Origin of the sequence: Hyphomonas beringensis (genome assembly GCF_000682755.1) — a bacterium.
GTDB classification, from domain to species: Bacteria; Pseudomonadota; Alphaproteobacteria; order Caulobacterales; family Hyphomonadaceae; genus Hyphomonas; species Hyphomonas beringensis.
This window is the reverse complement of record NZ_AWFF01000031.1, coordinates 12,877-34,279: the sequence shown is the minus strand read 5'-3', so window position 1 is coordinate 34,279 and position 21,403 is coordinate 12,877. Positions and strand designations below refer to the sequence as shown.

The 21,403-nt window shown below is 60.7% G+C and carries 22 protein-coding genes; 17 read left to right on the top strand and 5 right to left on the bottom strand.

Annotation, left to right across the window (positions count from 1 at the left end):
- Window positions 1-6 precede the first annotated feature (6 nt).
- From HY29_RS06495 to recR, 11 genes are all read left to right on the top strand, one after another.
- Window positions 7-663, top strand: coding sequence for a hypothetical protein (locus HY29_RS06495; RefSeq protein ID WP_034794428.1), 657 nt, complete (start codon window positions 7-9; stop codon window positions 661-663).
- Between the two features lie 20 nt (window positions 664-683).
- Complete coding sequence (locus HY29_RS06490; protein WP_051601211.1) at window positions 684-1,766, top strand: oxidoreductase family protein; 1,083 nt, start codon at window positions 684-686, stop codon at window positions 1,764-1,766.
- 211 nt (window positions 1,767-1,977) lie between these two features.
- Window positions 1,978-2,250: a CtrA inhibitor SciP gene (gene sciP / locus HY29_RS06485; RefSeq protein WP_034794425.1), complete on the top strand. Its 273-nt coding sequence runs from the start codon at window positions 1,978-1,980 to the stop codon at window positions 2,248-2,250.
- Window positions 2,251-2,357: 107 nt separating this feature from the next.
- Window positions 2,358-3,032, top strand: coding sequence for a hypothetical protein (locus tag HY29_RS06480; protein WP_034794423.1), 675 nt, complete (start codon window positions 2,358-2,360; stop codon window positions 3,030-3,032).
- Complete coding sequence (locus tag HY29_RS06475; RefSeq protein WP_034794421.1) at window positions 3,029-3,970, top strand: flagellar motor switch protein FliG; 942 nt, start codon at window positions 3,029-3,031, stop codon at window positions 3,968-3,970. Before HY29_RS06480 ends, HY29_RS06475 begins: the two co-directional genes overlap by 4 nt.
- A complete protein-coding gene (locus HY29_RS06470) occupies window positions 3,970-4,371 on the top strand; it encodes a hypothetical protein (protein ID WP_034794418.1) in 402 nt (133 codons plus the stop codon). The genes HY29_RS06475 and HY29_RS06470 overlap by 1 nt, the downstream gene beginning before the upstream one ends.
- Window positions 4,372-4,385: 14 nt before the next feature.
- A complete protein-coding gene (gene fliN / locus HY29_RS06465; RefSeq protein ID WP_051594943.1) occupies window positions 4,386-4,652 on the top strand; it encodes a flagellar motor switch protein FliN in 267 nt (88 codons plus the stop codon).
- Between the two features lie 164 nt (window positions 4,653-4,816).
- Window positions 4,817-5,824, top strand: coding sequence for a flagellar biosynthesis protein FlhF (locus HY29_RS06460; protein WP_034794413.1), 1,008 nt, complete (start codon window positions 4,817-4,819; stop codon window positions 5,822-5,824).
- Between the two features lie 4 nt (window positions 5,825-5,828).
- Window positions 5,829-6,668, top strand: coding sequence for a nucleotide-binding protein (locus HY29_RS06455; protein WP_034794411.1), 840 nt, complete (start codon window positions 5,829-5,831; stop codon window positions 6,666-6,668).
- A 136-nt stretch (window positions 6,669-6,804) separates the two neighbouring features.
- Complete coding sequence (gene ctrA / locus HY29_RS06450) at window positions 6,805-7,518, top strand: response regulator transcription factor CtrA (RefSeq protein WP_034794409.1); 714 nt, start codon at window positions 6,805-6,807, stop codon at window positions 7,516-7,518.
- A 109-nt stretch (window positions 7,519-7,627) separates the two neighbouring features.
- On the top strand, window positions 7,628-8,233 hold the full coding sequence (gene recR, locus HY29_RS06445; protein WP_034794407.1) for a recombination mediator RecR: 606 nt from the start codon (window positions 7,628-7,630) through the stop codon (window positions 8,231-8,233).
- Window positions 8,234-8,260: 27 nt separating this feature from the next.
- Here recR and HY29_RS06440 read toward each other — a convergent pair whose 3' ends face one another.
- Together HY29_RS06440 and HY29_RS06435 are read right to left on the bottom strand one after the other, a co-directional pair.
- Window positions 8,261-9,415 carry a PQQ-dependent sugar dehydrogenase gene (locus HY29_RS06440; protein ID WP_034794405.1) on the bottom strand — a complete coding sequence of 385 codons (1,155 nt, stop codon included), beginning with the start codon at window positions 9,413-9,415 and terminating at the stop codon, window positions 8,261-8,263.
- A gap of 125 nt (window positions 9,416-9,540) precedes the next feature.
- Window positions 9,541-12,510, bottom strand: a complete 2,970-nt coding sequence (locus HY29_RS06435; protein ID WP_034794403.1) for a TonB-dependent receptor — start codon at window positions 12,508-12,510, stop codon at window positions 9,541-9,543.
- A gap of 214 nt (window positions 12,511-12,724) precedes the next feature.
- On the opposite strand from HY29_RS06435, the gene queC reads away from it, so the two are divergent.
- Both queC and HY29_RS06425 read left to right on the top strand, forming a co-directional pair.
- The gene (gene queC, locus HY29_RS06430; protein WP_034794400.1) at window positions 12,725-13,432 is read left to right on the top strand and encodes a 7-cyano-7-deazaguanine synthase QueC; all 708 of its coding nucleotides are present in this window, start codon (window positions 12,725-12,727) and stop codon (window positions 13,430-13,432) included.
- 135 nt (window positions 13,433-13,567) lie between these two features.
- Window positions 13,568-13,987, top strand: a complete 420-nt coding sequence (locus HY29_RS06425; RefSeq protein WP_051601210.1) for a 6-carboxytetrahydropterin synthase — start codon at window positions 13,568-13,570, stop codon at window positions 13,985-13,987.
- A gap of 71 nt (window positions 13,988-14,058) precedes the next feature.
- On the opposite strand, the gene HY29_RS06420 is transcribed toward HY29_RS06425, so the two are convergent.
- Window positions 14,059-14,547: a hypothetical protein gene (locus tag HY29_RS06420; RefSeq protein ID WP_034794396.1), complete on the bottom strand. Its 489-nt coding sequence runs from the start codon at window positions 14,545-14,547 to the stop codon at window positions 14,059-14,061.
- 79 nt (window positions 14,548-14,626) lie between these two features.
- A complete protein-coding gene (locus HY29_RS06415) occupies window positions 14,627-15,322 on the bottom strand; it encodes a pirin family protein (protein ID WP_034794393.1) in 696 nt (231 codons plus the stop codon).
- A gap of 136 nt (window positions 15,323-15,458) precedes the next feature.
- Between HY29_RS06415 and HY29_RS06410 the strand changes: the two genes are divergently transcribed.
- Window positions 15,459-16,349, top strand: coding sequence for a histone deacetylase family protein (locus HY29_RS06410; RefSeq protein ID WP_034794389.1), 891 nt, complete (start codon window positions 15,459-15,461; stop codon window positions 16,347-16,349).
- Here HY29_RS06410 and HY29_RS06405 read toward each other — a convergent pair.
- Window positions 16,239-16,778, bottom strand: a complete 540-nt coding sequence (locus HY29_RS06405; RefSeq protein WP_155838228.1) for a hypothetical protein — start codon at window positions 16,776-16,778, stop codon at window positions 16,239-16,241. The two genes, HY29_RS06410 and HY29_RS06405, sit on opposite strands and share 111 nt — an antisense overlap.
- Before the next feature lie 174 nt (window positions 16,779-16,952).
- On the opposite strand from HY29_RS06405, the gene recQ reads away from it, so the two are divergent.
- The 3 genes from recQ to HY29_RS06385 all read left to right on the top strand — a co-directional run bounded on the left by recQ (window position 16,953) and on the right by HY29_RS06385 (window position 21,380).
- On the top strand, window positions 16,953-18,788 hold the full coding sequence (gene recQ / locus HY29_RS06400; protein ID WP_034794383.1) for a DNA helicase RecQ: 1,836 nt from the start codon (window positions 16,953-16,955) through the stop codon (window positions 18,786-18,788).
- Between the two features lie 195 nt (window positions 18,789-18,983).
- On the top strand, window positions 18,984-19,583 hold the full coding sequence (locus HY29_RS06390) for an ATP-dependent Clp protease proteolytic subunit (protein ID WP_034794376.1): 600 nt from the start codon (window positions 18,984-18,986) through the stop codon (window positions 19,581-19,583).
- Window positions 19,584-19,745: 162 nt separating this feature from the next.
- Window positions 19,746-21,380, top strand: a complete 1,635-nt coding sequence (locus tag HY29_RS06385; protein WP_051601209.1) for an ATP-binding protein — start codon at window positions 19,746-19,748, stop codon at window positions 21,378-21,380.
- Window positions 21,381-21,403: the final 23 nt, after the last annotated feature.

Genomic DNA, 21,403 nt, shown 5'->3' with positions numbered 1-21,403 from the left:
CCAGCGATGAGTGATACGGCAGGCATACTTGAAAAGGGCCTGCTCGCTGCATTGGAGCTGGCCGCCGAAACCGCCTGGGCTGACCTGACCCTTTCAGACATTGCAGATGCAGCAGGCCTCAGCCTGTCAGACTTTCATGGCGTTGCCGGGAAAGATGAGCTGGCCGCCCATGCCGATGCCTATTTCGATGGATTCATGTCGGAAGAGGGCGTCTCGCATGACGAGACACCGAGTGAGCGCCTGTTTGATGTCATCATGTTGCGCTTTGAAGCGATGGAAGACCATCGCGCCGGTCTGACGTCGCTGATGAAGTATCGCGACCGTATGCCGTCCCTGCTTTTGAAACTGGCGGCAGCGCGCAAGCGCTCGGCGGACTGGGCGCTCGTCTCTGCGGGGCTCGACAGCCGGTCCGGCGCGCCTGTGCCTCTCAAGGCCGTCGGCATCGCCTATGTCATCGGCAAGGCAGAGCGGGCCTGGCGCAAGGAAACCAGCGGAGATTTCGCCCTGACCATGGCCGCGCTCGACCGGGGCTTGCGGGACGCAGAAGACCGCATGCAGCAATTCCAGCGCGTAACCGGCTGGGGCCGCAGCCGCCGCGCGGAAGAGGCGGAAGAGACAGATACACAACAAGATAAAGAGCAGGAAAATCCTGCCGATGATTAGATATAAGTGGAGGAAAATGAATGAGCCGACCTGGCCTCGATGCAGACCCGCTCACCCTGGGAGCGGGCTGGTTTAATGCGCTATTCGAAGAAATTGGCATTGATGCGGAAGTAAAGGACCTCACTGCGAAATCCATCGGCACAGGCCAGATCGGCGAGAATGTCCGCTTTGTGTTTGATTATAATCGCAAGGGATCGAACGCGCCGGACACTCTGGTCGGCAAATTCCCCTCCGGCAGTGAGGCCAGCCTGATGACGGCGAAACTGCTCGGCCATTATGAGCGGGAAGTGCACTTCTATCGCACCTTTCCGAAAGTGGCGGGAATCATCACGCCGAAGGCTTTCTACACAGATTACGAGCCGGAGACGAACCGGTTCGCCCTGATCATGGAAGACATGGCCCCGTCAGAGCAAGGCGATCAGTTGCGCGGCTGCACTGTGGAAGAGGCCGAAAAGGCGCTCGCGTCTGCGGCGGTGCTGCACGCGGCGCACTGGAATGATCCCGCGCTAGATACTTATGCCTGGCTACAAGGTAGCGATCTGGCGCCGCCGCCTGCCTTGTCGCCAGAGCAGGTTGTCGGACTGTGGTACGGGTTCAAGGATCGCTATGGAGAACGGCTCAGCGCCGAAGATATAGAAGTCGGCGATGCCTATGCCGCTGCACTGCCGGCCTGGAGTGATGGGTATGAAGGCCCGCACGCGCTGACCCATAATGATTTCCGCCTGGACAATATGCTGTTTGGCAAGGGCAGCGCGCCCAGGCCGCTGGCGATTGTGGACTGGCAGACGGCAGGCAAGGGCGCCCCGGCCGGGGATGTCGCCTATTTCATCGGCGCGGGTCTGACGCGTGACGACCGGCCGAAGCACGAGCAAGCCTTGCTGCGTTATTATCATGCCTGCCTGCAGGATCAGGGCGTCACCGATTATGCGTTTGAGGACCTCTATCGCCACTACCGGTGGTTTAGTTTTTACGGCATGTCGGTGGCATTTGGCGCGGCGATGTTGGTCAAACAGACCGAGCGTGGAGACGAGATGTTCCTGACCATGTTGCGTCGTCACGCGGCCCAGGCACGGGATAATGGCGCTCTGGAACTGCTGCCATAATTCGCCAAAATCTTGTCATTTCTGTAATGAATGCACGAGATTCTCACCTCTTGTACCGGGGCGGTACAGCTTTACGAACATCCTCCTAACCGAAGCTGTAAAACTCACAGATTGCCTTACGTCTAGGCTTAAACCCCTCAGTGTATCTTCCTGTCCACAGCTCCCGGAGAAGCCGGGCTGATTTCGACTATGCAACCAGAATGGTGTGGACATGGAAAAACATAATGCACGTAACCAAGGCGTACAGGGCCCCGACGGCCAGACGCTGACCCTGGCAGACCTGCCGTCCCCGAACATCTCCCGCTGGGTGACGCGTCGCAAAGCTGAAGTCGTTGCAGCAGTGTCTGGTGGCCTGCTGACCCGCAAGGCAGCCTGTGATCGCTACAGCCTGAGCGACGAGGAATACGAGACCTGGGAAAAGCTCTACAACCGCCACGGCACCAAAGGGCTGCGTACGACCCGACTGCAGCAATATCGCGGCTAGTCCGGTGCAGGGTTAACGAGATCCTGTCTGTTAAACACAAATTTACGCGCGGAGACCTATGAATAGTCCTGAATGCCGGAATCTGCTTCCGGCGTCAGGAGTGTTTCATGGATTTTCGGTTCGCAAAATCACAGCGCAGCGCGGGGCCCTCCACACAGGCCGTCGCGCTGTTTGCATGTCTGATCGTGATCCTTCTCGGTTGTTGGCGGGGGACAAGCCTGTTCACTCAGCCCGTCGATGAGTGGGTGCCTGGCTCTGACGTTGAAGCCTCTCTCATGGGCATTCTTGAGCCTGTTGCGGGCATGGGGAATATCCGCCTGTCGGTTACTGGCAAGGGTACGTCCCATTCCGTCCTGATCCTGCTGGCGACGCGCGCCAGTGAAGCGGCGCCCACACTGGAGCGCCTGACAACATCCGCACTGATGATGAATCCGGAAGAGGGTGACCAATTGGTCATCGAGCAGGCCGCCTTTGCGCGCGGCGTGCCGGGGCGTCCCTCTGCTGCAGGCTGGACAGAGCTTGGCCTCTATGGGGCCTTGCTGGCAATGCTGGCCTGGATTGGGCTGAAGCCGTCAGATGTGCCAGCGGCGGATGCAAAACGGGCCAGGACCGCAGAGCCGGTGGAAGCCGCGCTTGAGCCTGCCCTTGTCGAGAAACGGGTGAAGGCCAAACCGGCCCTGACCGCTGAGCCCGGCGCTGCCGCAAAGCTCGTCCAGAAAGATCCGGCCCGTACAGCCTCCATCCTGCGCAGCTGGATGCATGGGGAAGGGGGCTCCGCATGAACGCCCTCGCCCTGAAACAGGCTGGCCCGTCTGCGCGCCCGCCGGAAGGCCTGGCCAGGTCTGCCCGTCTGATGCGCGCGCTTGGCCCCGATGCTGCCCCTGTCTGGGGAGAGCTGTCCAATGAAGAGGCCCATGCGCTGTCTGTCGCCATGGACGCGCTGGAGGATGATTACGGCCATGAGGCCGAAGCCGTGCAGACCTATGTGAAGGCGCACACGCACTACACCCCCAAACCGGCAGCGGGCAGCAGCGTCTGGTCGCGGCTGTCTGCCATGGAAACGGCAGATCTTGTCCAGTTGCTGGGTGGGCAGCATCCACAGACTATCGCGCTGATCCTGTCGCGCATGGACGGCGAGCCCGCCGCGCGCGTTCTGAAAGTGATCCGCACGAGGCAGGCTGTCGATATCATGCAGCGCCTCTTGCACATCGGTCCGGTGAACCCGATTGCGCTCAAGGGGCTGGAAACGGCCGTGACCGGCTGGCTGGACAATAGTCTGCGGCCTTCCATTGCCAGCGGGCATGAGCGCATTGCCCGGATCTTTGACCAGCTGGACAGCCAGGCCGAGAAGAATTTGCTTTCTGCGCTGGATAGCGCCGAGCCAGGCGTCGGCGACCGCGTCCGCGCGCTGATGTTTACTTTTGATGACCTCGCCAAGATGGACACGGCAGGCCTGCAGACCTTGCTGTCCTCTTCAGACCGCACTGTGCTGACCCTGGCGCTGAAGGGGGCGACGCCGGAAACGGCGGCGGCTTTCTTCCGCAACATGACACAACGTGCGGGCGGCCTGCTGCGTGAAGAAATCGCCATGCTGGGCCCTGTGCGCCGCAGCGAAGTGGAAGCGGCTCGGCGTGAGCTGGTGCGCCTGGCGCGCGCCCTGATCAGCCAGGGTGATATTCGCGGCGGTCTGCCGGAAGATGAGGACGAACTGGTCGAATAATGCAGCGCGCGGTCAAATCCCTCACGCCTTTTGACTTCCGCAGCGATTTCAGCGGTGCGCAAGCCACGCCTGCTGTCATCGAAGACGACCCACCCGTCCGCCTGACAACGCCCGAACTGGTACAGCTATTGGCAGAGGCACGGGCCGAAGGCGCCGCAACTGTGCGCGCTGAGCAGGCGTGTGACGAGGCGGAACGCTTGCAGGCGGTCACGAATGCCCTCAACGAGGCCTTGGCCAATCTGGTGGCCCTGACAGGCCATCTGGAGGCCTGCGCGCTGGACGAGGGTTTCAGTGAGCGGGCCACTCGGTTAATAAGGGCGACAGCCCGCACCATCATAGACGGGCAGGGGGACCTGTTCGCCGCGCAGCAATCCCTCAAATCCGACCCATCCAGAGGATAGCCGGAAGGACCACCATGACTGATTCCGAAAACCCCGCCCTGAAAAAGAGCCTGATGGATGTGCCTGTCCGTGTGGATGTGGTGCTGGGCGAGGTGCGCATGCCGATCGAGGAATTGATGGCCATGTCCGAAGGGGACATCATTGCCCTTCAGCGCAAGACAGACGAACCGGTGGATATTTACCTTTCCGACCGCCTGATGGCGCGCGGCAAGCTGGTCATCGCTGATGGACAATTGGGGGTCACCCTGTCCGAAATCGTTGATGAACGTGCAGCTGCCTGAGATTTCGGCAGCCAACATTAAATCCCATACATCCTTCACAATTCCTAACGCAGGGCAGGAAACTGTTAACCTTTAGCGGTGTTAACTGTTTTCCGACGATAAGCATGTCCTGTCGCGCCAATGGGGTGGTGTGCGATGGGGTGTAACAAGGGAAACATGCAGACATGCGCATGAAGATGTTCGCCGCGGAGACTTTCGAAGCTGCCAAGGCGATGATTTTTGCCGAGATGGGCGCCGATGCGGTGATCCTGTCAGAGCGCGAGATCGACGGGGGAGTCGAGGTCCGCGCGGCTACAGACAAGCTGGGCGGAGGGGTCGTGCCAAGCGAGCCACTCTTCCTGCGTGAGTCGCGTGGTGGTCATGGCCGCGGTTCTGAAAACCCCCTCTACAGCCGTGTGCGCGATGCGCTGCTCTGGCATGGCGCCCCCCAGCGCTTTGCAGACCGCGTGGCCAATGAAGGCGCTGGGCGCCACAGTACGCCAAGCTGCGCCCCTGAGGATTCCATCGCTGCCGGTCTGGAGCGCATCGTTACCTGCGATCCGATCCCGGCGCGTCTGGAGAAAGATATCATTCTCGTCGGCCCTCCCGGGCATGGTCGCACTGCCACAGCTGCAAAGCTGACGCGCCGCGCCGCCGTGGCCCGCACCCAGATCATGCCTGTTGCGGCTGACCTCGACGGCACGGCCGGGGGTGACCAGCTGGCTGCCTATCTGGAGCAGGAACGCGGCCAGATCCGCATCGCCGAAACGCCGGACGCCCTGTTCAATGTGCTGCGCAAGCTGCGCGAGACCGGCAATCGCTGCATCATCGACCTGCCGGCCATCAACCCGTTTGACCAGGATGACATGGCCAGCCTGCAGGACCTGATTGCCGTTGTGCGCGCCGAGCCCGTGCTCGTGATGTCTGCTGAGGGCCATCCGGAAGATCAGGCCGATTCGGCCCGTGCCTTTGCCCGCGCCGGCATCCGCCGCGCGATCCTGACCAAACTCGACATTGCCCGACGGAGGGGGGGAGCTATATCCGCCCTGTCGTCGGCAGGAATTGCCTTCTCACACCTGGCCGTGACGCCGTTTATCGGTGGCGGTCTGGTGCCGGCAGCGCCCTCCCGGCTCGCTGCCTTGTTGATGGAAGATGCCCCGGGCGATGTGATCGCCCTGAAAGGAGCTGCGTAATCTCATGAGCTTCATGCTTCGAAAATCTCAGGATCGGCCGCAACAGCGTCCGGCTCCGCGTGTCGCTCCGGCTTCGATCATCGCTGTTGCAAGCGGCAAGGGCGGAGTTGGCAAGACGTTCATGGCCATCACGCTCGCATCTGCCTTTGCGCAGGCCGGCAAGCGCACCCTGCTGGTCGATGGTGACCTTGGCCTCGCCAATGTGGACGTTCAGCTGGGCATTGCCCCGGAAACAGACCTTGCTGCCGTGATTGCAGGCTGGGTTGAACTGGATGATGCGGTAACGCCGGTCGATGGCGGCGCTGCAGGAGGTGGTTTTGATGTGCTGCCGGGCCGATCAGGCTCAGGCGCTCTCGCTGAGCTTCCGCCCGAAGAAGTCGCCCGCCTTGCTGCGGGTCTCTCTGCGCTGGCCCTCCAGTATGATCAGGTGGTTGTCGACCTTGGCGCTGGCATCGAGGCGAACTGCATGCGCCTGGCACGTGCCGCCGACAAGGCGCTGATGGTTATCACGGACGAGCCGACCTCGATGACGGACGCCTATGCGTTCATCAAGGTTCTGAGAGGTTACGCGCCGAACGTAGAACCCGTGATCTGTATTAACCAGGCCGATTCGCGCGCTGCAGGGCAAAGAACCTATGAAGCGATCGCGCGCGCCTGCCAGACCTTCCTTGGCTTCCGTCCACACCTTGCGGGCACCGTTATGCGGGATCCGAAAGTGCGGGATGCGATCCGCTGCCAGAAAACACTGATCTCGACGGATCAGCAGGCGCAGCCGATCCAGGATGCCATCGCAATCTCACAGATGCTGATCGGTGCGGGCTCCGCTGCCGAGCTTGGCTATTAATCTGTGTGAATAAAGTAGAACTTTTTTGAGGCAAATCGCACGGCTCGTTAACCTTCGTTAAAGGATCAGCCCGTAGGATTCACTTTGATAGGAAATGCGACTAGTTTGGTCGTAAGTTGATTCGGGAGACGAGATAATGCGCGTCCTGCTTATTGAAGACGATAGCGCTGTCGCGCGTTCAATCGAGCTGATGCTGAAAGCTGCGGGCTTCAACATCTATACGACCGACCTTGGTGAAGAAGGCGTCGATCTCGGAAAAGTCTACGAATACGACATGATCGTGCTCGACCTCTCCCTGCCGGACATCTCCGGCTATGAGGTGCTGAAGCAGCTGCGCATGGGCCGTGTGAACACACCGGTCATGATCCTGTCCGGTAACCCTGACATCGAAGCCAAGGTTAAGACGCTCGGCTACGGCGCAGACGATTACCTGACAAAGCCCTTTAACAAAGACGAGCTGATCGCCCGTATTACCGCCATTGTGCGCCGCTCCAAAGGCCATGCCGAGAGTGTGATCCGCACAGGCGAAATCATTGTGAACCTGGATGCCAAGACGGTGGAAGTGGACGAAGAGCGCGTTCACCTGACCGGCAAGGAATACCAGATGTTCGAGCTGCTCTCGCTGCGCAAGGGCACGACGCTGACCAAGGAAATGTTCCTCAACCACCTCTATGGCGGGATGGATGAGCCGGAACTGAAGATCATCGACGTGTTTATATGCAAGCTGCGCAAGAAGCTGCAGCAGGCTACTGGTGGCAAACACTATATCGAAACCGTTTGGGGCCGCGGCTATGTGCTGCGTGACCCTCGCCCAAGCTCGAAATCCAATGAGATCGAGGAGGCCGCCTGACAGGCTGCCATTATTTAAGAGTACTCCAGAAACCCCGGTCCCCCTGGCCGGGGTTTCTTCTTTTCAGATGCACGCTTGCAAGAGTGGGCAAATAGCTGACATTGGGCATATGTCACAACGTTCTGCCGGCCCGGAAATACTTCGTCTGATCGAGCTCATCTCCCGACTGCCGGGCCTGGGCCCCCGGTCTGCGCGGCGCGTGGCGCTGTTCCTGTTAAAGCGCCGTGATACGCTGCTGAAGCCGCTCGCGGCAGCGCTGGCGGAAGCGGGCGAGAAGATTGACCGCTGCGAAATCTGCGGGAACTTCGATACGGTGCAGCCCTGCGCGGTGTGCCAGGCCGATGGCCGCGACGACGGCCTCATCTGTGTTGTGGAAGACGTACCGGACCTGTGGGCGCTGGAGCGGGGCGGCGCCTTTCGCGGACGCTATCATGTTCTGGGCGGTGTCTTGTCGGCCATTGATGGTATCACGCCGGAAGATTTGAACATTGCGACGCTGATCAGCCGGGTCGAGGCGGGCGGAATCCGCGAGGTGATCCTGGCCCTGAATGCCACGGTCGATGGCCAGACCACGGCCCATTATGTGGCAGACCTGCTGGAAGGGAAGGGCGCCAGCGTTACGCGCCTGGCCCATGGCGTACCAGTGGGCGGCGAACTGGACCATCTGGATGATGGCACGCTTGCCGCCGCGCTCCGGTCTCGCCGGGACGTCTGACCTGCACCAGGCGCAGGCCCGTGGCACTTACTTCGTGTCAGGCTCTTCAGCGACGGCCTCAACGACATCCACGCGGTAGATACCGTCAAAATCCTTCGTGGCGACATAGAGGTGCCCATCCGGGCCCTGAATGACATCGCGGATCGGATATTCCCCATCGAACAGGGATTCCTTGCCGACCACCTGGCCGTCTTCCATGTCGATACGGGTCAGCTCCAGCCCGGCCGGGCCGTTCATGCCGCCGGTGAAGAGATCGCCTTTCCAGCCGGGATAGACATCGCTGGTCAGCATGGTGAGGCCCGCCGGGGCAATCGACGGCACCCAATAGGTCAGGGGCTGTTCCATGCCTTCCATTTCGGTTTTCTCGGTAATCACCGTGCCATCATAGTTCACGCCATAGGTGATGACCGGCCAGCCATAATTGGCGCCGCGTTTGATGATGTTCAGCTCATCGCCGCCCTTGGGGCCGTGTTCTGTTTCATACAGTGTGCCGGTCTCTGCGTCATAATACAGGCCCTGCACATTGCGGTGGCCATAGGACCAGACAGCCGGGTTACCATCCTTTCCATCTGCAAACGGATTATCCTCAGGGATGCTGCCATCTGAATTGATGCGGACGATGGAGCCGTGCGTAATCTTCGGGTCCTGAGCGGCTTTCATGTATTTGAAGCCCTCGCCGAGGGTGACAAACAGCGTGCCGTCATTGGCAAATTGCAGGCGCGAGCCGTAATGATAGGCCGTGTCGCGCGGATCAGCCCAGAAGATTTCGGTGACATCTTCCAGCGTGCTGTTGTCCTCGCTGAGGCGGCCCTTGATGACGGCGGCCGCATTGGCGGCGTCATCACCCTTGGAATAGGAAATGTAGACGAGGCGGTTTGTCTCAAAGTCCGGGTCCAGCGTAATGCCCATATATCCGGCCTGTCCTTCAATATAGGCATCCGGCAGGCCGCTGACCGGTGTGGCCGTGCCTTCACCGCCGGCGACGAATTTCAGGCCACCTTCCTTTTCAGTGAACAGCAGGTCTCCTTCCGGTGTGAAAACCATCCCCCAAGGCCATTCGGCCTCTTCGACCACGGGGGTCAGTTTGACATCGAAATCGCTGGTCGCGGTTGGCGTCTGGTCGGCTGACCCTCCGCAGGCTGCGAGCAGGGCGGTGAGGGAAACGAGGCTGGCAGTTCGCATGGGGCAGTCTCCTGAAAAGGCGGCTTCTTTGCGGGCAACAATAGGGCAGGGGGCAGCCAAGGCCAAATAAAAAGGGAGCGGCCCTGTCAGGCCGCCCCCCGATGCTTGGTTTCAATGCGCCTGATTTACCAGGTTTTGCTGACGCTGATACCGAAGGTTCTCGGCTCGTTCAGGAACACGTTCGTGAACAGGCCTGAGGAGTCGTCGGTCAGATACGCGCCGGTGATGACATCATCATCCGCAATGTTTTTGCCGAAGATCTCGACAGAGACATTGTTGGCTTCATTGTCGAAGCGCATGGACAGGTTGATGTTGTCCCAGCTTTCCAGCTGGTCGCGGCCGGTATTCCAGACGCGGCTGTAGCTGTCAGCCTGATAGTAATAGTCGACGCGAGCCGTTGCGGACCAGTCGGCCAACGTGCCCTGACCGCTCGGTAGCCAGGTGTACTCAGCCCCGAAGCTGAACGTCGTGTCCGGCGTACCGGGCAGTTTGTTACCATCCAGATTCTTGGCTTCGCCATCGAACGGGGTCAGCGCAGAAACTGTCTGCGTGACGCCATCGGAGTCGACATAGCTGACGGTCACACCGCCGAGGCCCAGAGCCGCTTCCTGTCCGACAAAGTCGCCGGTGCAGAGACCCAAAGTTGAACCCGGGTCAAGAAAGCCGCCCTGGATCGCGCCGAGCACAGTCGCATAGCCCTGTGCGGAGACCACACAATTGGAAGCAGACGGGAAGGTTTTCAGCGTTACCAAATCTGCCCGACCATTGGTGCGGTCCAGAACGTCGATGCCGTAGGTATCCTTCACCTTCGCATCCAGAAGGCCGAGGTTGGCGTTCAGAACGAATGTAGAGACCGGGTTCCAGACCGTTTCAAGTTCAAAGCCATTGATCTTGGCATCGACGTTGAAGTTGGCCGAAGACCGGTTGACGATCTGGCTGATCTGATAGCCTTCATAGTCATACATGAAGCCAGTTGCGTTCAGCTGCAGTGCGCCGCCAGCCAGCGTGTTCTTCGTTCCGATCTCATAGGAATTGATGAATTCCGGATCGAAGAATTGCGGGAAGGCGTCCGGTGTGTCTGCTGGCTGCGGCGGGTTGATACCACCACCCTTATAGCCTCGTGAGTAGAAGCCGTAGATCAGCGTGTCTTCAGTGAAGCTCAGCTCCGGAGACCAGTCGAGACCGACCCGGCCAGTGACTTCTTCGAACGTGACATTGTAGGTACCGTCGCCGCCGAGATCGTTTGATGCACCTGGTACCGGCACATAGGCAAGCGGGTCAGGACGCACAGCATCCGGCACCAGCAGGAAGGTTGGGATACGGCCAACTTCCTTGTCATCGCTGGTATAGCGCAGGCCGACCGTCAGCTGCAGATCGTCGGTGACGTCGTAATAACCTTCCCCAAACACTGCGAAGCTGTCGAGGGTATAAGGCGTGATCGAGCGGAAATAGTTGCGCCCATTGCCGTTCAGATTGTCGATCGGCGTTTCACCGGCATTTGCCGGATCCGCAATCGTAAAGGCCGGTACGCCGTTTGCGATCATGGAAGCTGCGTTGTTCAACTGGATGAATGCGGAGGCCGCATTGAACATCACATAATAGCTTTCCTGAAGCTTCGGATCCGTATTGGTTTCATAATCAACCTTGATGGCCCCCAGGTTGAAATTGAACCGGCCGTCAAAGTCAGACTGCAGACGAACTTCGTGTGTGGTCTGTTCGGCATAGGCCCCGGAAATGTCGGTTGCGACCGGGGCTGTGGTCAGGCCCATTTGTGGGTCTGCGACAACGCCGCCCGGGAACAGGCTCGGGTACAGGGCGGCAAATGCGCCTGCGGTTGCCCCGTTCAGGGCGATGAACGGGCTGGCCGCCGTGTTGAAATTCACGTCAGCGCCATACTCGTTATAGTCTTCCTGAGAGATAGACTCATACTCGTTATAGCTGCCCAGATAGGTCAGGGTCAGTGCGTCAGTGAGATCGTATTCACCTCTCCACATATACAGGGTCTGCTCAGACTCATATGTCGGATCGATGAAGCTCTCCAGTGTGCGGAGGCCCGGATTGATCCCGCTGGTGTTCGCATCGACATTGACCGCGTTGCCATTGGCATCAATGCCGCCAACCAGACCGGCCAGGATGCCGAGAGACCCCGCCAGCGTACCTGCCGTGTTCACACCGCCGAGAGAGGCCGGATCATTGATGTCTGCCTCGACACAGCCCTGAGAGGTAATGATCTGGTCAAAGGCCGAAATCGGAATGCCACCGAAGGAGGTCTTGGTCGGGTCTTTCTTACAATATTGTTTGCCGGAGCGCAGGCGGTTGTCGTCTTCCTTGAAATACTCCGCCATCAGCAAGCCGCGGAAGCGGTCCGTTGGTTCCCATGCGAATGAACCGCGGATCGCATAAAGATTGCGGTCGTCGATGTCGTTCTGGGTGGTCAGATTGTCCACATACCCATCGCGCTCAAGGTAGGAGCCGGCGATGCGCAGGGCGGCAGTGTCGCCCAGAGGCGCGTTCAGCATGCCCTTGAATTTGTGCGTGTTGTAATTGCCGACTGTGGCTTTGACATTGCCCTGCCATTCGCCCAGCACAGGCTTGGCGGTGATCATGTTGACCACGCCGCCCGTGGCGTTCCGGCCATACAGGGTACCTTGCGGGCCACGCAGGGTCTCGATGCGTTCCACATCGTAGAATTCTGCTTCGAAGAAGGCGTTGGCCGTCAGTGGCACATCGTTGATATGTACACCCACACCGGCGTCACCGGACGTAGAGACCGCATCCACACCAATGCCGCGGATACGGAAGTTGTACCCGGTGAAGTTGCCCTTGGTGAAGTTGACGTTCGGAATGGATTTGACCAGGTCCGGCCCGCCAGCGAGCTGCATCTTGTCCAGGGCGGCTTCATCAAAGGCTGAAACCGCAATCGGAACATCCTGAATGGATTCTTCCGTTTTCTGCGTGGTCACCGTCACGGTGGACAGCGTGCGCTGGATGTCGTCGGTTTCCTCTTGTGCAATCGCAACGGGAGCGGCCAGGCCGATCACCATGGCGGACGCACCTGCCAGCCAGACGCACTTCGAGTGTCTTTTGAGTCGCATGTTTTGTTTCCTCCCCTCGGGCCGCTTGATTGCTGGCCTCGAGCAATTTGTACCGAGCGAGCCTCTTGTCGGGCCTGCTTCACTTTGTATCAGACTGCATGGATGACGGGTCTGTCAACATTGCCGAAGCGTAAGACATCGGGAAAAAATAGCGGGTGTTAAAAATGTTACGCCCAGCTTGGCCGTAACTGTCCGGCCTGATACAGGCGAAGACATGGCTGATCCTTCTTCTTCTGCATTGGTTTTGTTCTCCGGCGGGCAGGATTCGACGACCTGTCTGGCCTCGGCGCTTTCGCGCTTTGAGCGAGTGGAGACCGTGGGCTTCGACTATGGTCAGCGCCACAGGATAGAGCTGACCTGCAGGGAGACTGTCCGCAAGGGAATCGCGGCGATAAATCCCCTTTGGGGCGACCGTCTGGGCGAGGATCACATGCTGGACGCCACCGTGCTGAAAAGCCTGGGCGAGACGGCCATGACGCATGAGGTCAGCATCGAGATGACCGAGGCAGGCCTGCCGTCAACTTTTGTTCCCGGGCGCAATTTGCTGTTCCTGACGCTGGCAGGGGCGCTTGCGAGCCGCCGGGGCATCGGCGTTCTGGTCGGCGGCATGTGCGAAACGGACTATTCCGGTTATCCTGATTGCCGGGCCGACACGATGGCCGCGCAGGCTGAAACCCTGCGTCTAGGGCTCGACGTTCCCATACAGATAGACACCCCACTGATGTATATCGACAAGGCCGAAACCTGGGCGCTGGCGCACCAGCTGGGCGGGTACGCGCTGGTTCGGCTGATCGTGGAAGACACCCATACCTGTTATCTGGGCGAGCGCGGCGAGCTGCATGACTGGGGGCATGGCTGTGGCACCTGTCCGGCGTGTGAGTTGCGCGCCAGAGGCTGGGAGAAATGGGCTGCCAGCCGCTAGGGGCGGACGGAGCCTACTGCAGCCGAAACAGCCTTAAAAACTGGACTTTTTGCCTGTTTTCCATCATTTGGGGGCAAAATTCGTGCGGGCAGCATATTCCGGCCCGCCAGATACCGGACGTTGAACCAAACCGCCATGACTACGAAGCTTGAAACATCCAGCGCCGCGCGCCCGTCGCTTTCCCCGGAAGGCCGCGTTTTCGAGATCACCAAATCGGTGAATTTCGAGGCCGCGCATTTCATGGGCGGCAAACCGGAAGGCCATCCCTATCGCAATATGCACGGCCATTCATTCCAGCTGGAGGCAACGGTTGCGGGCGTTGTGAAGCCGGGTGAGCAATGGGTGGAGGATTTCTCCCATCTGACGGCATGCCTGCAGGCCACGGCGGCCAAGCTGGACCATACGCTGCTGAACGAAGTTCCGGGCCTCGAAGTGCCGACGCTGGAGCGTATCTGCCTGTGGGCGGCGGCGGATCTGGCAGATGGCCTGCCGGGCCTGAAGCGTGTGGCGCTGGCACGGCCCAGCCTGAACGAGCGCTGCGAACTGGTTCTCTGAACACAAAAGAAGACCCCCGAATGCGAGGCATCCGGGGGCTCCTTGGGGGCCAGACAAAGGGGTGAGGGGGGTTAGCTGCCGCCCTTGTCTGCGGTGAGGTCTTTCACGAATTTACGTGAGAATCTGTCAGAGGCCCGCTGGGCATCCTGCCAAGTGGTGATCCCGGCCAGACGGATATCTGTTTCGTACCATTTATACGTCAGATCGCCTGTCGGGTTCCCATCGGCGTCGTAGGCCACGGCAGAAAGTTTCATGCCGCCAATGCTTTTTGATGCGCCGTAATCCAAGCCGGGCGTATCGCCGAGCTGTTTGAAGGTCGGCTTGTTCGGCTGCGCCTTGATAATCGTCACATCGATGCGCGGAATATCCAGTTTCGCCTTGGACAGCTCGCGCGTCAGGTCTTCCTGAATTTCATGGGAGAGGTACTCTCCCTCGCGCATGCCATAATCATCCTGAAGCTTCTCGGAAAATTCGGGGGAGTAGGTGACGTTGATTTCGCCAGCAAGCGCCACTGGTGAGGCCAGCAGGGCAAAAGCGGCAAGGGGGGCTAGTTTTTTCATCGGAGTATCTCCTGATCTGTTATGTATGCAGCCTATCACTGGCCCTCGCTCACCAAAAGTCACACCCGCGTGAGGCATCTTAAATCGTGTCCACAAACACGATTTCCGCGTCCTCTATGCCTTCCAGAATCAGGCTTTCCGCGCCGGTAATGGCTGCGCCGTCGCGGGCATTCATGACCTGGCCATTCAGCCTGACAGAGCCTTCCGCCAGTACGAGATAGCCATGCCGACCGGCTTTCACTTCATAGGTCAGGCTTTCGCCAGCTTTCAGCGTTGCGCCCAGCACATTGGCATCCTGATTGATCACCAGGCTGTCCTGTTCGCCGCTGCCAGAGGCAAGCATTGCCCATTTGCCGGACCGGTCCCCCTTCGGGAATTTCCGCGCGCCCCAGCCCGGCTGGCCGCCCTGCGTGCGGGGCAGAATCCAGATCTGGAACAGCGTGGTTTCCTCATCCTCGGCATTCCATTCCGAATGCTGGATGCCGCTGCCGGCGCTCATCACCTGGACGTCACCGGCCTCCGTGCGGCCGGTATTGCCCATGGAATCCTTGTGCGTGATCGCACCTTTGCGGACATAGGTTATGATCTCCATCGACTGGTGGCCATGGGGCGGAAAGCCAGTCTGCGGCTGGATCGTGTCATCATTCCATACCCGCAAGGCGCCTTCACCCATGCGGCTGGGGTCATGATAGCCAGAGAATGAAAAATGGTAATTGGCGTTCAGCCAGTCATTCCGGAACCGGCCAAGCTTGTTGAAGGGTCTGAAATCGATCATCTCGATCTCCTTTCGCATCTGTTGCAGCGAATATGCGCAGGCTTTGGCAGGGCCAGTAGGCGGGTGCGCCTGAATTCACTTATGCCTGCTTGGAATAAGTGGAAATGAGTGGAAAACCCTCTAGGTTCCGGGCCTGATGCGCCTGCCGATTGTCCACCACCCCGATTATGACGCGAAGACTGTGGCCGATGACCACCGCTTCCCGATGCGCAAATATGCCCTCGTGGCAGGGCTGCTGCGCGAGGCGGGCCATGACTTCATCCTGCCGGGCTATGCCAGCGCGGACGAGTTGCAGCTGGCCCATGACGAGGCCTATGTCACTGCGATCCTGACGCAAACACTGGATGCCAAAGCCGCCCGCAAGATCGGGTTCGAGATCACGCCCGCCATTGCGCGGCGCTCCTCGGCCTCTGTCGCGGGCACCATCCTTGCCGCGCGCCATGCGCTGGAGCAGGGGGCCGCGGTGAATCTGGCAGGCGGCAGCCATCATGCCGGGCCGGAGGGCGGGGCCGGCTTTTGCGTGTTCAATGATGTCGGCGTCGCCGGAAAGCTGCTGCTGGATGAGCGGAGCGTGCAACGCGTTGCGGTGATTGATTGCGATGTCCATCAGGGCGATGGCACGGCGCTGATCTTCCGCTATGATCCGCGCGTCTTCACCGCCTCGCTGCATTGCGAGCAGAACTGGCCGCGCGACAAGCCGCCCTCTGATCTCGACATCGGCCTGCCGAAAGAGGCGGGCGATGCGGCCTATCTGTCCGCGCTGGAAGATCTGGTCGATGCCGCGCTCGGCACATCGCCGGATATTGTCTTCTATAATGCCGGGGTCGATCCGCATGAGGAGGATAGGCTGGGGCTGTTGTCTCTCAGTGATGATGGCCTGAAGGCCCGCGATACCTATGTCGCCCGCGCCTGCCGGTCAGCCGGTGTGCCCGTCTGCGGTGTCCTCGGCGGCGGCTATGCCCGCGACGCTCTCGCCGTCGCCCGCCGCCATACGTTCCTGGTTGAGGCGTTCGGCACGCCTGATTAAACGGTCCCTGTCTTTCACAGTGTCGCTATCCATTTTGGCGTAGAGCCACATGAAGGGGGACAGCAAGCCAAGGCCGACTAGGCAAGCGATGGCAAAACACGTCAGAAAGATCAGTGTTTTTAAAAACGTGGACCAAACGAGCAGAAGGTCGTTGCTATAGGTTCCTGGATGTATCAGGTCCAGTGGCTGCATCAGCGCAATGGCGATCGGCAGACCGAATAAAAAGACAAGGGCTAAGATAATCACAACCCAGCGGGTAGCGTCGCTTCTGTCTGGGCCGGGCGTCAGCGTGACGCTGCCATACTCTGCCCAGCTTTTGATCTCTGTATTGGGATTGGCGCTGGCCTTTACTCTGCGTTCGCGCCGACGCAGCAGCCGCCCAAGGCTTTCACGGTCTTTGGTGTCGAGCGGCTTTTCCGGCTCCATCAATCAATCCCTTCCTCTTTCAATTTATGGAGGAATGATCACAACCGCAAGATTTTTCGGCCCTTGCCTCCCATTGGTGATGCGAGGGGCCCGCGCCCGTCAGGGCGGGGGAGGTGAGGGCATCACGGCACACACAGCCTCTTGCCCCGACTCACTTCGCCCGCCACAACGGGCGCCATGTCTGCCCGTCCCACACTTGATGATGCCCGTGCGCTGCTGAAGCGCATTTATGGCTATGATGCGTTCCGGGGTCTACAGGAGAATGTGATCGAGGATGTGCTGGCGGGCCGGGACGCGCTGGCCGTGCTGCCGACCGGCGGCGGCAAGTCGCTTTGCTACCAGATCCCGGCAATCCTGCGCGAAGGGGTGGGCATCGTCGTCTCTCCGCTGATCGCGCTGATGGCCGATCAGGTGGACGCGCTGAAACAGGTCGGCGTGCGGGCCGAACGGCTCGACTCCTCGATGGATTTCAATGCCCGGACCGAGGCGCTGGAGGCGGCTGCGCGCGGCGAGATGGACATGCTCTATGTCTCGCCCGAAGGCATCGGTAATGGCCTCGCCCAGCGCCTGTCGCAGATGAACATTTCCCTGATCGCGGTGGACGAGGCGCACTGCGTCAGCCAGTGGGGACATGATTTCCGTCCGGACTATCGCGCGCTTGGCCGCCTGAAAGGCCTGTTCCCCGGTGTGCCGCGCCTGGCCGTCACGGCGACAGCAGACGCCCGCACGCGCGAAGACATTCTGGCCCAACTAGACCTGACCAAACCGGCCCAGCATGTCGCGAGCTTTGACCGTCCGAACCTGGCGCTGGCCGCAGAGCCGAAGGAAGGCAACCGCACACAGCGTGTCGTGTCCCTCGTCAAAGCGCGCAAGGGCCTGTCGGGCGTCGTCTATGCCGCGACCCGCAATGCCACCGAGGATCTGGCCGAAGCGCTGGAGCGGTCCGGCATGCCCGCGCTCGCCTACCATGCCGGGCTGGACGCCGATGTCCGGGCCGAGCGCCAGCGGCGCTTCCTGCTGGAAGACGGTCTCGTCATGTGCGCCACGGTCGCGTTCGGCATGGGCGTCGACAAGCCCGATGTGCGCTTCGTCATCCATGCCGACCCGCCCAAGACGCTGGAGGCCTACTGGCAGGAAGTCGGCCGCGCAGGGCGCGACGGTGAACCGGCTGAGGGTATCGCGCTCTACGGCCCGGCTGACATGCGCCGCTCGCTGAGCTGGACCTATGAGAGCGATGCGCCGGACACGATCAAACGTGTACAGATCACCAAGACGCGCCAGCTGTTTGCCTTTTTTGATGGTGATGAATGCCGCCGCGCCTCCGTGCGGCGTTATTTCGGCGAAGAGAATGTCCAGCCTTGCGGGGCATGTGACATCTGCCGCGGTGAAAGCGGAGAGCCCTATGATGCAACGCGCTGGGCGCAGATGGCGGTCTCTGCCGTTCTGCGCTGCGGCCAGAAGATCGGACGCGGACGATTGGTCAATCATCTGCTGGGGCAGGCGCGTGATGATTTCGATCAGGAAATGGCGGCGCTCTCCACCTTTGGCATCGGCAAGGACTTGCCCAAGCAGGGCTGGGGCCGCGTCTTTGATGCGCTGCTTTATGATGGCCTTCTGGCGGAGGGGGGAGAGGTCAACCGCCCGGCCGTTGTCGTGCCGGACGCCGAAATCGCCCGCGAATTGTTCCGGGGAGACAAGACGATCCTGCTGCGCGCTGATCCTGCTGCCAGTCGCAAGCGCACAAAGGGCCGCAGCGCCGCCGCGACACAGGCGCTGGCAGACCTCTCGGACCGCGATCAGGCGCTGTTCGACTCACTGCGTGCTTGGCGAACAGAGACAGCGAAGACGCGCGGCGTGCCGCCCTATGTCATCTTCCATGACCGCACTCTGGCGGAGATCGCGCGAGACCGCCCCACAGACGCGGACGAGCTGCGCATGATCAGCGGCGTGGGCGAGAAAAAGGCCCAGCGCTATGCTGAAGATGTCTCCCGGATCATTGCTGAGGCGGCCTAGCGGATTGCCGGAAACATGCCGATGCCGCCCGGATGCGGCGCGATCCTCGGTTTCTGGGGGCTTCGCAGCAGGTTTTGCGACAGATTGCCCGTCCGGCGGGGGAAATTCACCAGCGGAAAGCCGTGTTCACCTTGACCCGGCGCGCGCGGAGCCTCACCTATAGCCAAGACAGATTCCACCAGTCCGGGAGACCGCATGACTCGCAATTACAGCCTCGACGATGAGAATGAGGACAAGAAAACCACTGAGCCGAACGCGTTTCTCGAAGAAGCGCTGTTCAAGGCCCGTACTATCCTGCTGACCGGCGGGATTGATTTCATGCAGGCCCGCCGCGTGTCGGAGCGCCTTCTGGCGCTGTCGTCCGAAAGCAAGGAGCCGATCCTTCTGGTGCTCTCCTCGCCGGGTGGCCACGTCGAAAGCGGCGACATGATCCACGACATGATCAAATTCGTCGAAGCCCCGGTGAAAATCCTCGGCACAGGCTGGGTCGCGTCTGCTGGCGCGCTGATCTATGCCGCCGCCAAGAAGGAAAACCGCTACGCGCTGCCGAATACGCGCTTCCTGCTTCATGAACCGCGCGGCGGTGTCGGCGGTCAGGCGACCGATGTTGAAATTCAGGCCCGCGAGATCATCAAGATGCGCGAACGCCTCAACAACATCTTTGCGGAAGCCACCGGCAAGACGCTGGCGCAGATCAAGGAAGACACGGATCGTGACTTCTGGATGAGCGCGAAAGAAGCCGTCGATTACGGTCTCGTCGGCAAGATCGTGAACCATCGCAGCGACGTGAAATAGCGCGTTCCCGCGCCCTTACGCTTCAAGTCATTTTGAAATCATGAACGCCCGGCCTGCTACAGGTTCGGGCGTTCATTTTTGGTTAGGGATGTGTTTGCGGCGCGTAAAGGTTTATGGCGCAAGGTGGCGGCCTTAACCATTCTAGGGGGCTGCCTAGCTGTAATGCCGGTACGTGTAGAAGATATCGCGGTCGCTGTGCGGCCTGTTCCGCCAGCCGCCACCGTGTCCGCCGTGCTGGGCCAGTTCCTGTCTGATCCCTCCCTGTTTGCCATGCCGGTTGTGCGCAGTGGCGCCGCTCTGGGCATGGTGACGCGCCAGGCGATTACCGAAGCCATGTCCCGCCCGGATCTGCGCGCGCAGATCGCTGCGCTGCCGGTGACCGAATACATGCTGCCTGCGCCGGTCATGGCGGAAGAGGGCACCCCGGTCGGCCTGGTCGCAAAGCTCGCCGCTGATGGCTCGACCAGCGCGCTGAATGCGGGCGTTATCGTTCTGTCGGGCGGGCGCTATGTTGGCTTGATCAGCCCACAGGCGCTGCTCTCCGCTGTGGCGCAGGAAAATGCCGCCCGCGCCCGCGCGATGCAGTCTGCCCAGAGAAAGCTGATCAAGGCCCGCCGCGACTCTGAAGAGCTGGCGCTGGAGAAATCCCGCTTCCTGGCCTTTGTCGGCCATGAAATCCGCACGCCGCTGACCGGCATTCTGGGCGTGGCAGATTTGGTGCAGGACCAGACCAGTGGAGAGGCCAAGCGCCTGGCGCGCACCATCTCCGAAAGCGGCAGCCATCTGGACCGCCTGCTGAATGACCTCCTGGACCTCTCCCGTCTTGAGGCCGGCAAATTGTCGGTCAGTCAGGCACCGTTTGACCTGCGGGACTTCGCCAGTGATGCGCGCGATCTGTGGCAATCGCGCATGGCGGGCAAGCGGCTGGATCTGCGTATCAAGGTGGCGGGCGATGCCGTCCCGCGTCTTGAATCCGATGCGATGCGCATCCGCCAGATCCTGTTCAATCTGATGAGCAATGCGCTGAAATTTACCGAGCGCGGCTATATCGGCGTGGAGCTGTCCACCTTCGAGGCGGCTGGCAGTCTCAAGCTGCGCATGACCGTGGAAGATACCGGCTGTGGCATCAGTGATGCCAACAAGGCCCGCCTGTTCGAGGCCTTTGAACAGGCCGCGCCATCAACCGCGAAGACGCATGGTGGCTCTGGCCTGGGCCTGTCCATCGCCAAGGGCCTTGCCCGCCGTCTCGGCGGAGAGATCACCCTGGCAGACAATCCGCAGGGCGGCTCCATCTTCACGGTCACGCTGCCGGTTCAGAAGGCCGGGCCCCGCCTGGCCGTTTCCAGCCTTCCGGCAAAGCCCCGCATGCGGGCGTTCGATCTAGGCCGCATCCTGCTGGCAGAGGATCACGCCGTCAGCGCGCTGGTCATTACGCGCGCCCTCTCTGCAGCGGGCTGGGAGGTCGACGCCGTGAAGACGGGCGAAGGCGCCATCGACCGCGCCCTCATTACCCCCTATCAGGCCATTCTAACAGACATTCACCTGCCCGGTACGGAAGGGGAAGAGGTGCTGAAAGCCTTGCGCGCCTCAGACGGTCCGAATGCCGCCGCGCCGATCATCGCCGTCACCGCTGATGTCAGCCCGGAACGTCGGCTGGCCTGCCAGCGCGCCGGTTTTACCACGATGATCGAAAAGCCGATCCGTCCGCGCGCCCTTGTCGCCACGCTGGCGGACATCCTGATCGCCGACAAGGAGGCCGAGGCCGAAGCCGGGCGGGACATCCGCCAGCTCGCCTGAGCCTTTCTGCTGCGCCCTCCTGA

What these genes read in the sequence shown, in the direction of transcription:
- HY29_RS06495 (WP_034794428.1), top strand. Translation starts at nt 7, where the DNA reads ATGAGTGATACGGCAGGCATACTTGAAAAGGGCCTGCTCGCTGCATTG.
- HY29_RS06490 (WP_051601211.1), top strand. Translation starts at nt 684, where the DNA reads ATGAGCCGACCTGGCCTCGATGCAGACCCGCTCACCCTGGGAGCGGGC.
- sciP (WP_034794425.1), top strand. Translation starts at nt 1,978, where the DNA reads ATGGAAAAACATAATGCACGTAACCAAGGCGTACAGGGCCCCGACGGC.
- HY29_RS06480 (WP_034794423.1), top strand. Translation starts at nt 2,358, where the DNA reads ATGGATTTTCGGTTCGCAAAATCACAGCGCAGCGCGGGGCCCTCCACA.
- HY29_RS06475 (WP_034794421.1), top strand. Translation starts at nt 3,029, where the DNA reads ATGAACGCCCTCGCCCTGAAACAGGCTGGCCCGTCTGCGCGCCCGCCG.
- HY29_RS06470 (WP_034794418.1), top strand. Translation starts at nt 3,970, where the DNA reads ATGCAGCGCGCGGTCAAATCCCTCACGCCTTTTGACTTCCGCAGCGAT.
- fliN (WP_051594943.1), top strand. Translation starts at nt 4,386, where the DNA reads ATGACTGATTCCGAAAACCCCGCCCTGAAAAAGAGCCTGATGGATGTG.
- HY29_RS06460 (WP_034794413.1), top strand. Translation starts at nt 4,817, where the DNA reads ATGCGCATGAAGATGTTCGCCGCGGAGACTTTCGAAGCTGCCAAGGCG.
- HY29_RS06455 (WP_034794411.1), top strand. Translation starts at nt 5,829, where the DNA reads ATGAGCTTCATGCTTCGAAAATCTCAGGATCGGCCGCAACAGCGTCCG.
- ctrA (WP_034794409.1), top strand. Translation starts at nt 6,805, where the DNA reads ATGCGCGTCCTGCTTATTGAAGACGATAGCGCTGTCGCGCGTTCAATC.
- recR (WP_034794407.1), top strand. Translation starts at nt 7,628, where the DNA reads ATGTCACAACGTTCTGCCGGCCCGGAAATACTTCGTCTGATCGAGCTC.
- HY29_RS06440 (WP_034794405.1), bottom strand. Translation starts at nt 9,415, where the DNA reads ATGCGAACTGCCAGCCTCGTTTCCCTCACCGCCCTGCTCGCAGCCTGC.
- HY29_RS06435 (WP_034794403.1), bottom strand. Translation starts at nt 12,510, where the DNA reads ATGCGACTCAAAAGACACTCGAAGTGCGTCTGGCTGGCAGGTGCGTCC.
- queC (WP_034794400.1), top strand. Translation starts at nt 12,725, where the DNA reads ATGGCTGATCCTTCTTCTTCTGCATTGGTTTTGTTCTCCGGCGGGCAG.
- HY29_RS06425 (WP_051601210.1), top strand. Translation starts at nt 13,568, where the DNA reads ATGACTACGAAGCTTGAAACATCCAGCGCCGCGCGCCCGTCGCTTTCC.
- HY29_RS06420 (WP_034794396.1), bottom strand. Translation starts at nt 14,547, where the DNA reads ATGAAAAAACTAGCCCCCCTTGCCGCTTTTGCCCTGCTGGCCTCACCA.
- HY29_RS06415 (WP_034794393.1), bottom strand. Translation starts at nt 15,322, where the DNA reads ATGATCGATTTCAGACCCTTCAACAAGCTTGGCCGGTTCCGGAATGAC.
- HY29_RS06410 (WP_034794389.1), top strand. Translation starts at nt 15,459, where the DNA reads ATGCGCCTGCCGATTGTCCACCACCCCGATTATGACGCGAAGACTGTG.
- recQ (WP_034794383.1), top strand. Translation starts at nt 16,953, where the DNA reads ATGTCTGCCCGTCCCACACTTGATGATGCCCGTGCGCTGCTGAAGCGC.
- HY29_RS06390 (WP_034794376.1), top strand. Translation starts at nt 18,984, where the DNA reads ATGACTCGCAATTACAGCCTCGACGATGAGAATGAGGACAAGAAAACC.
- HY29_RS06385 (WP_051601209.1), top strand. Translation starts at nt 19,746, where the DNA reads ATGCCGGTACGTGTAGAAGATATCGCGGTCGCTGTGCGGCCTGTTCCG.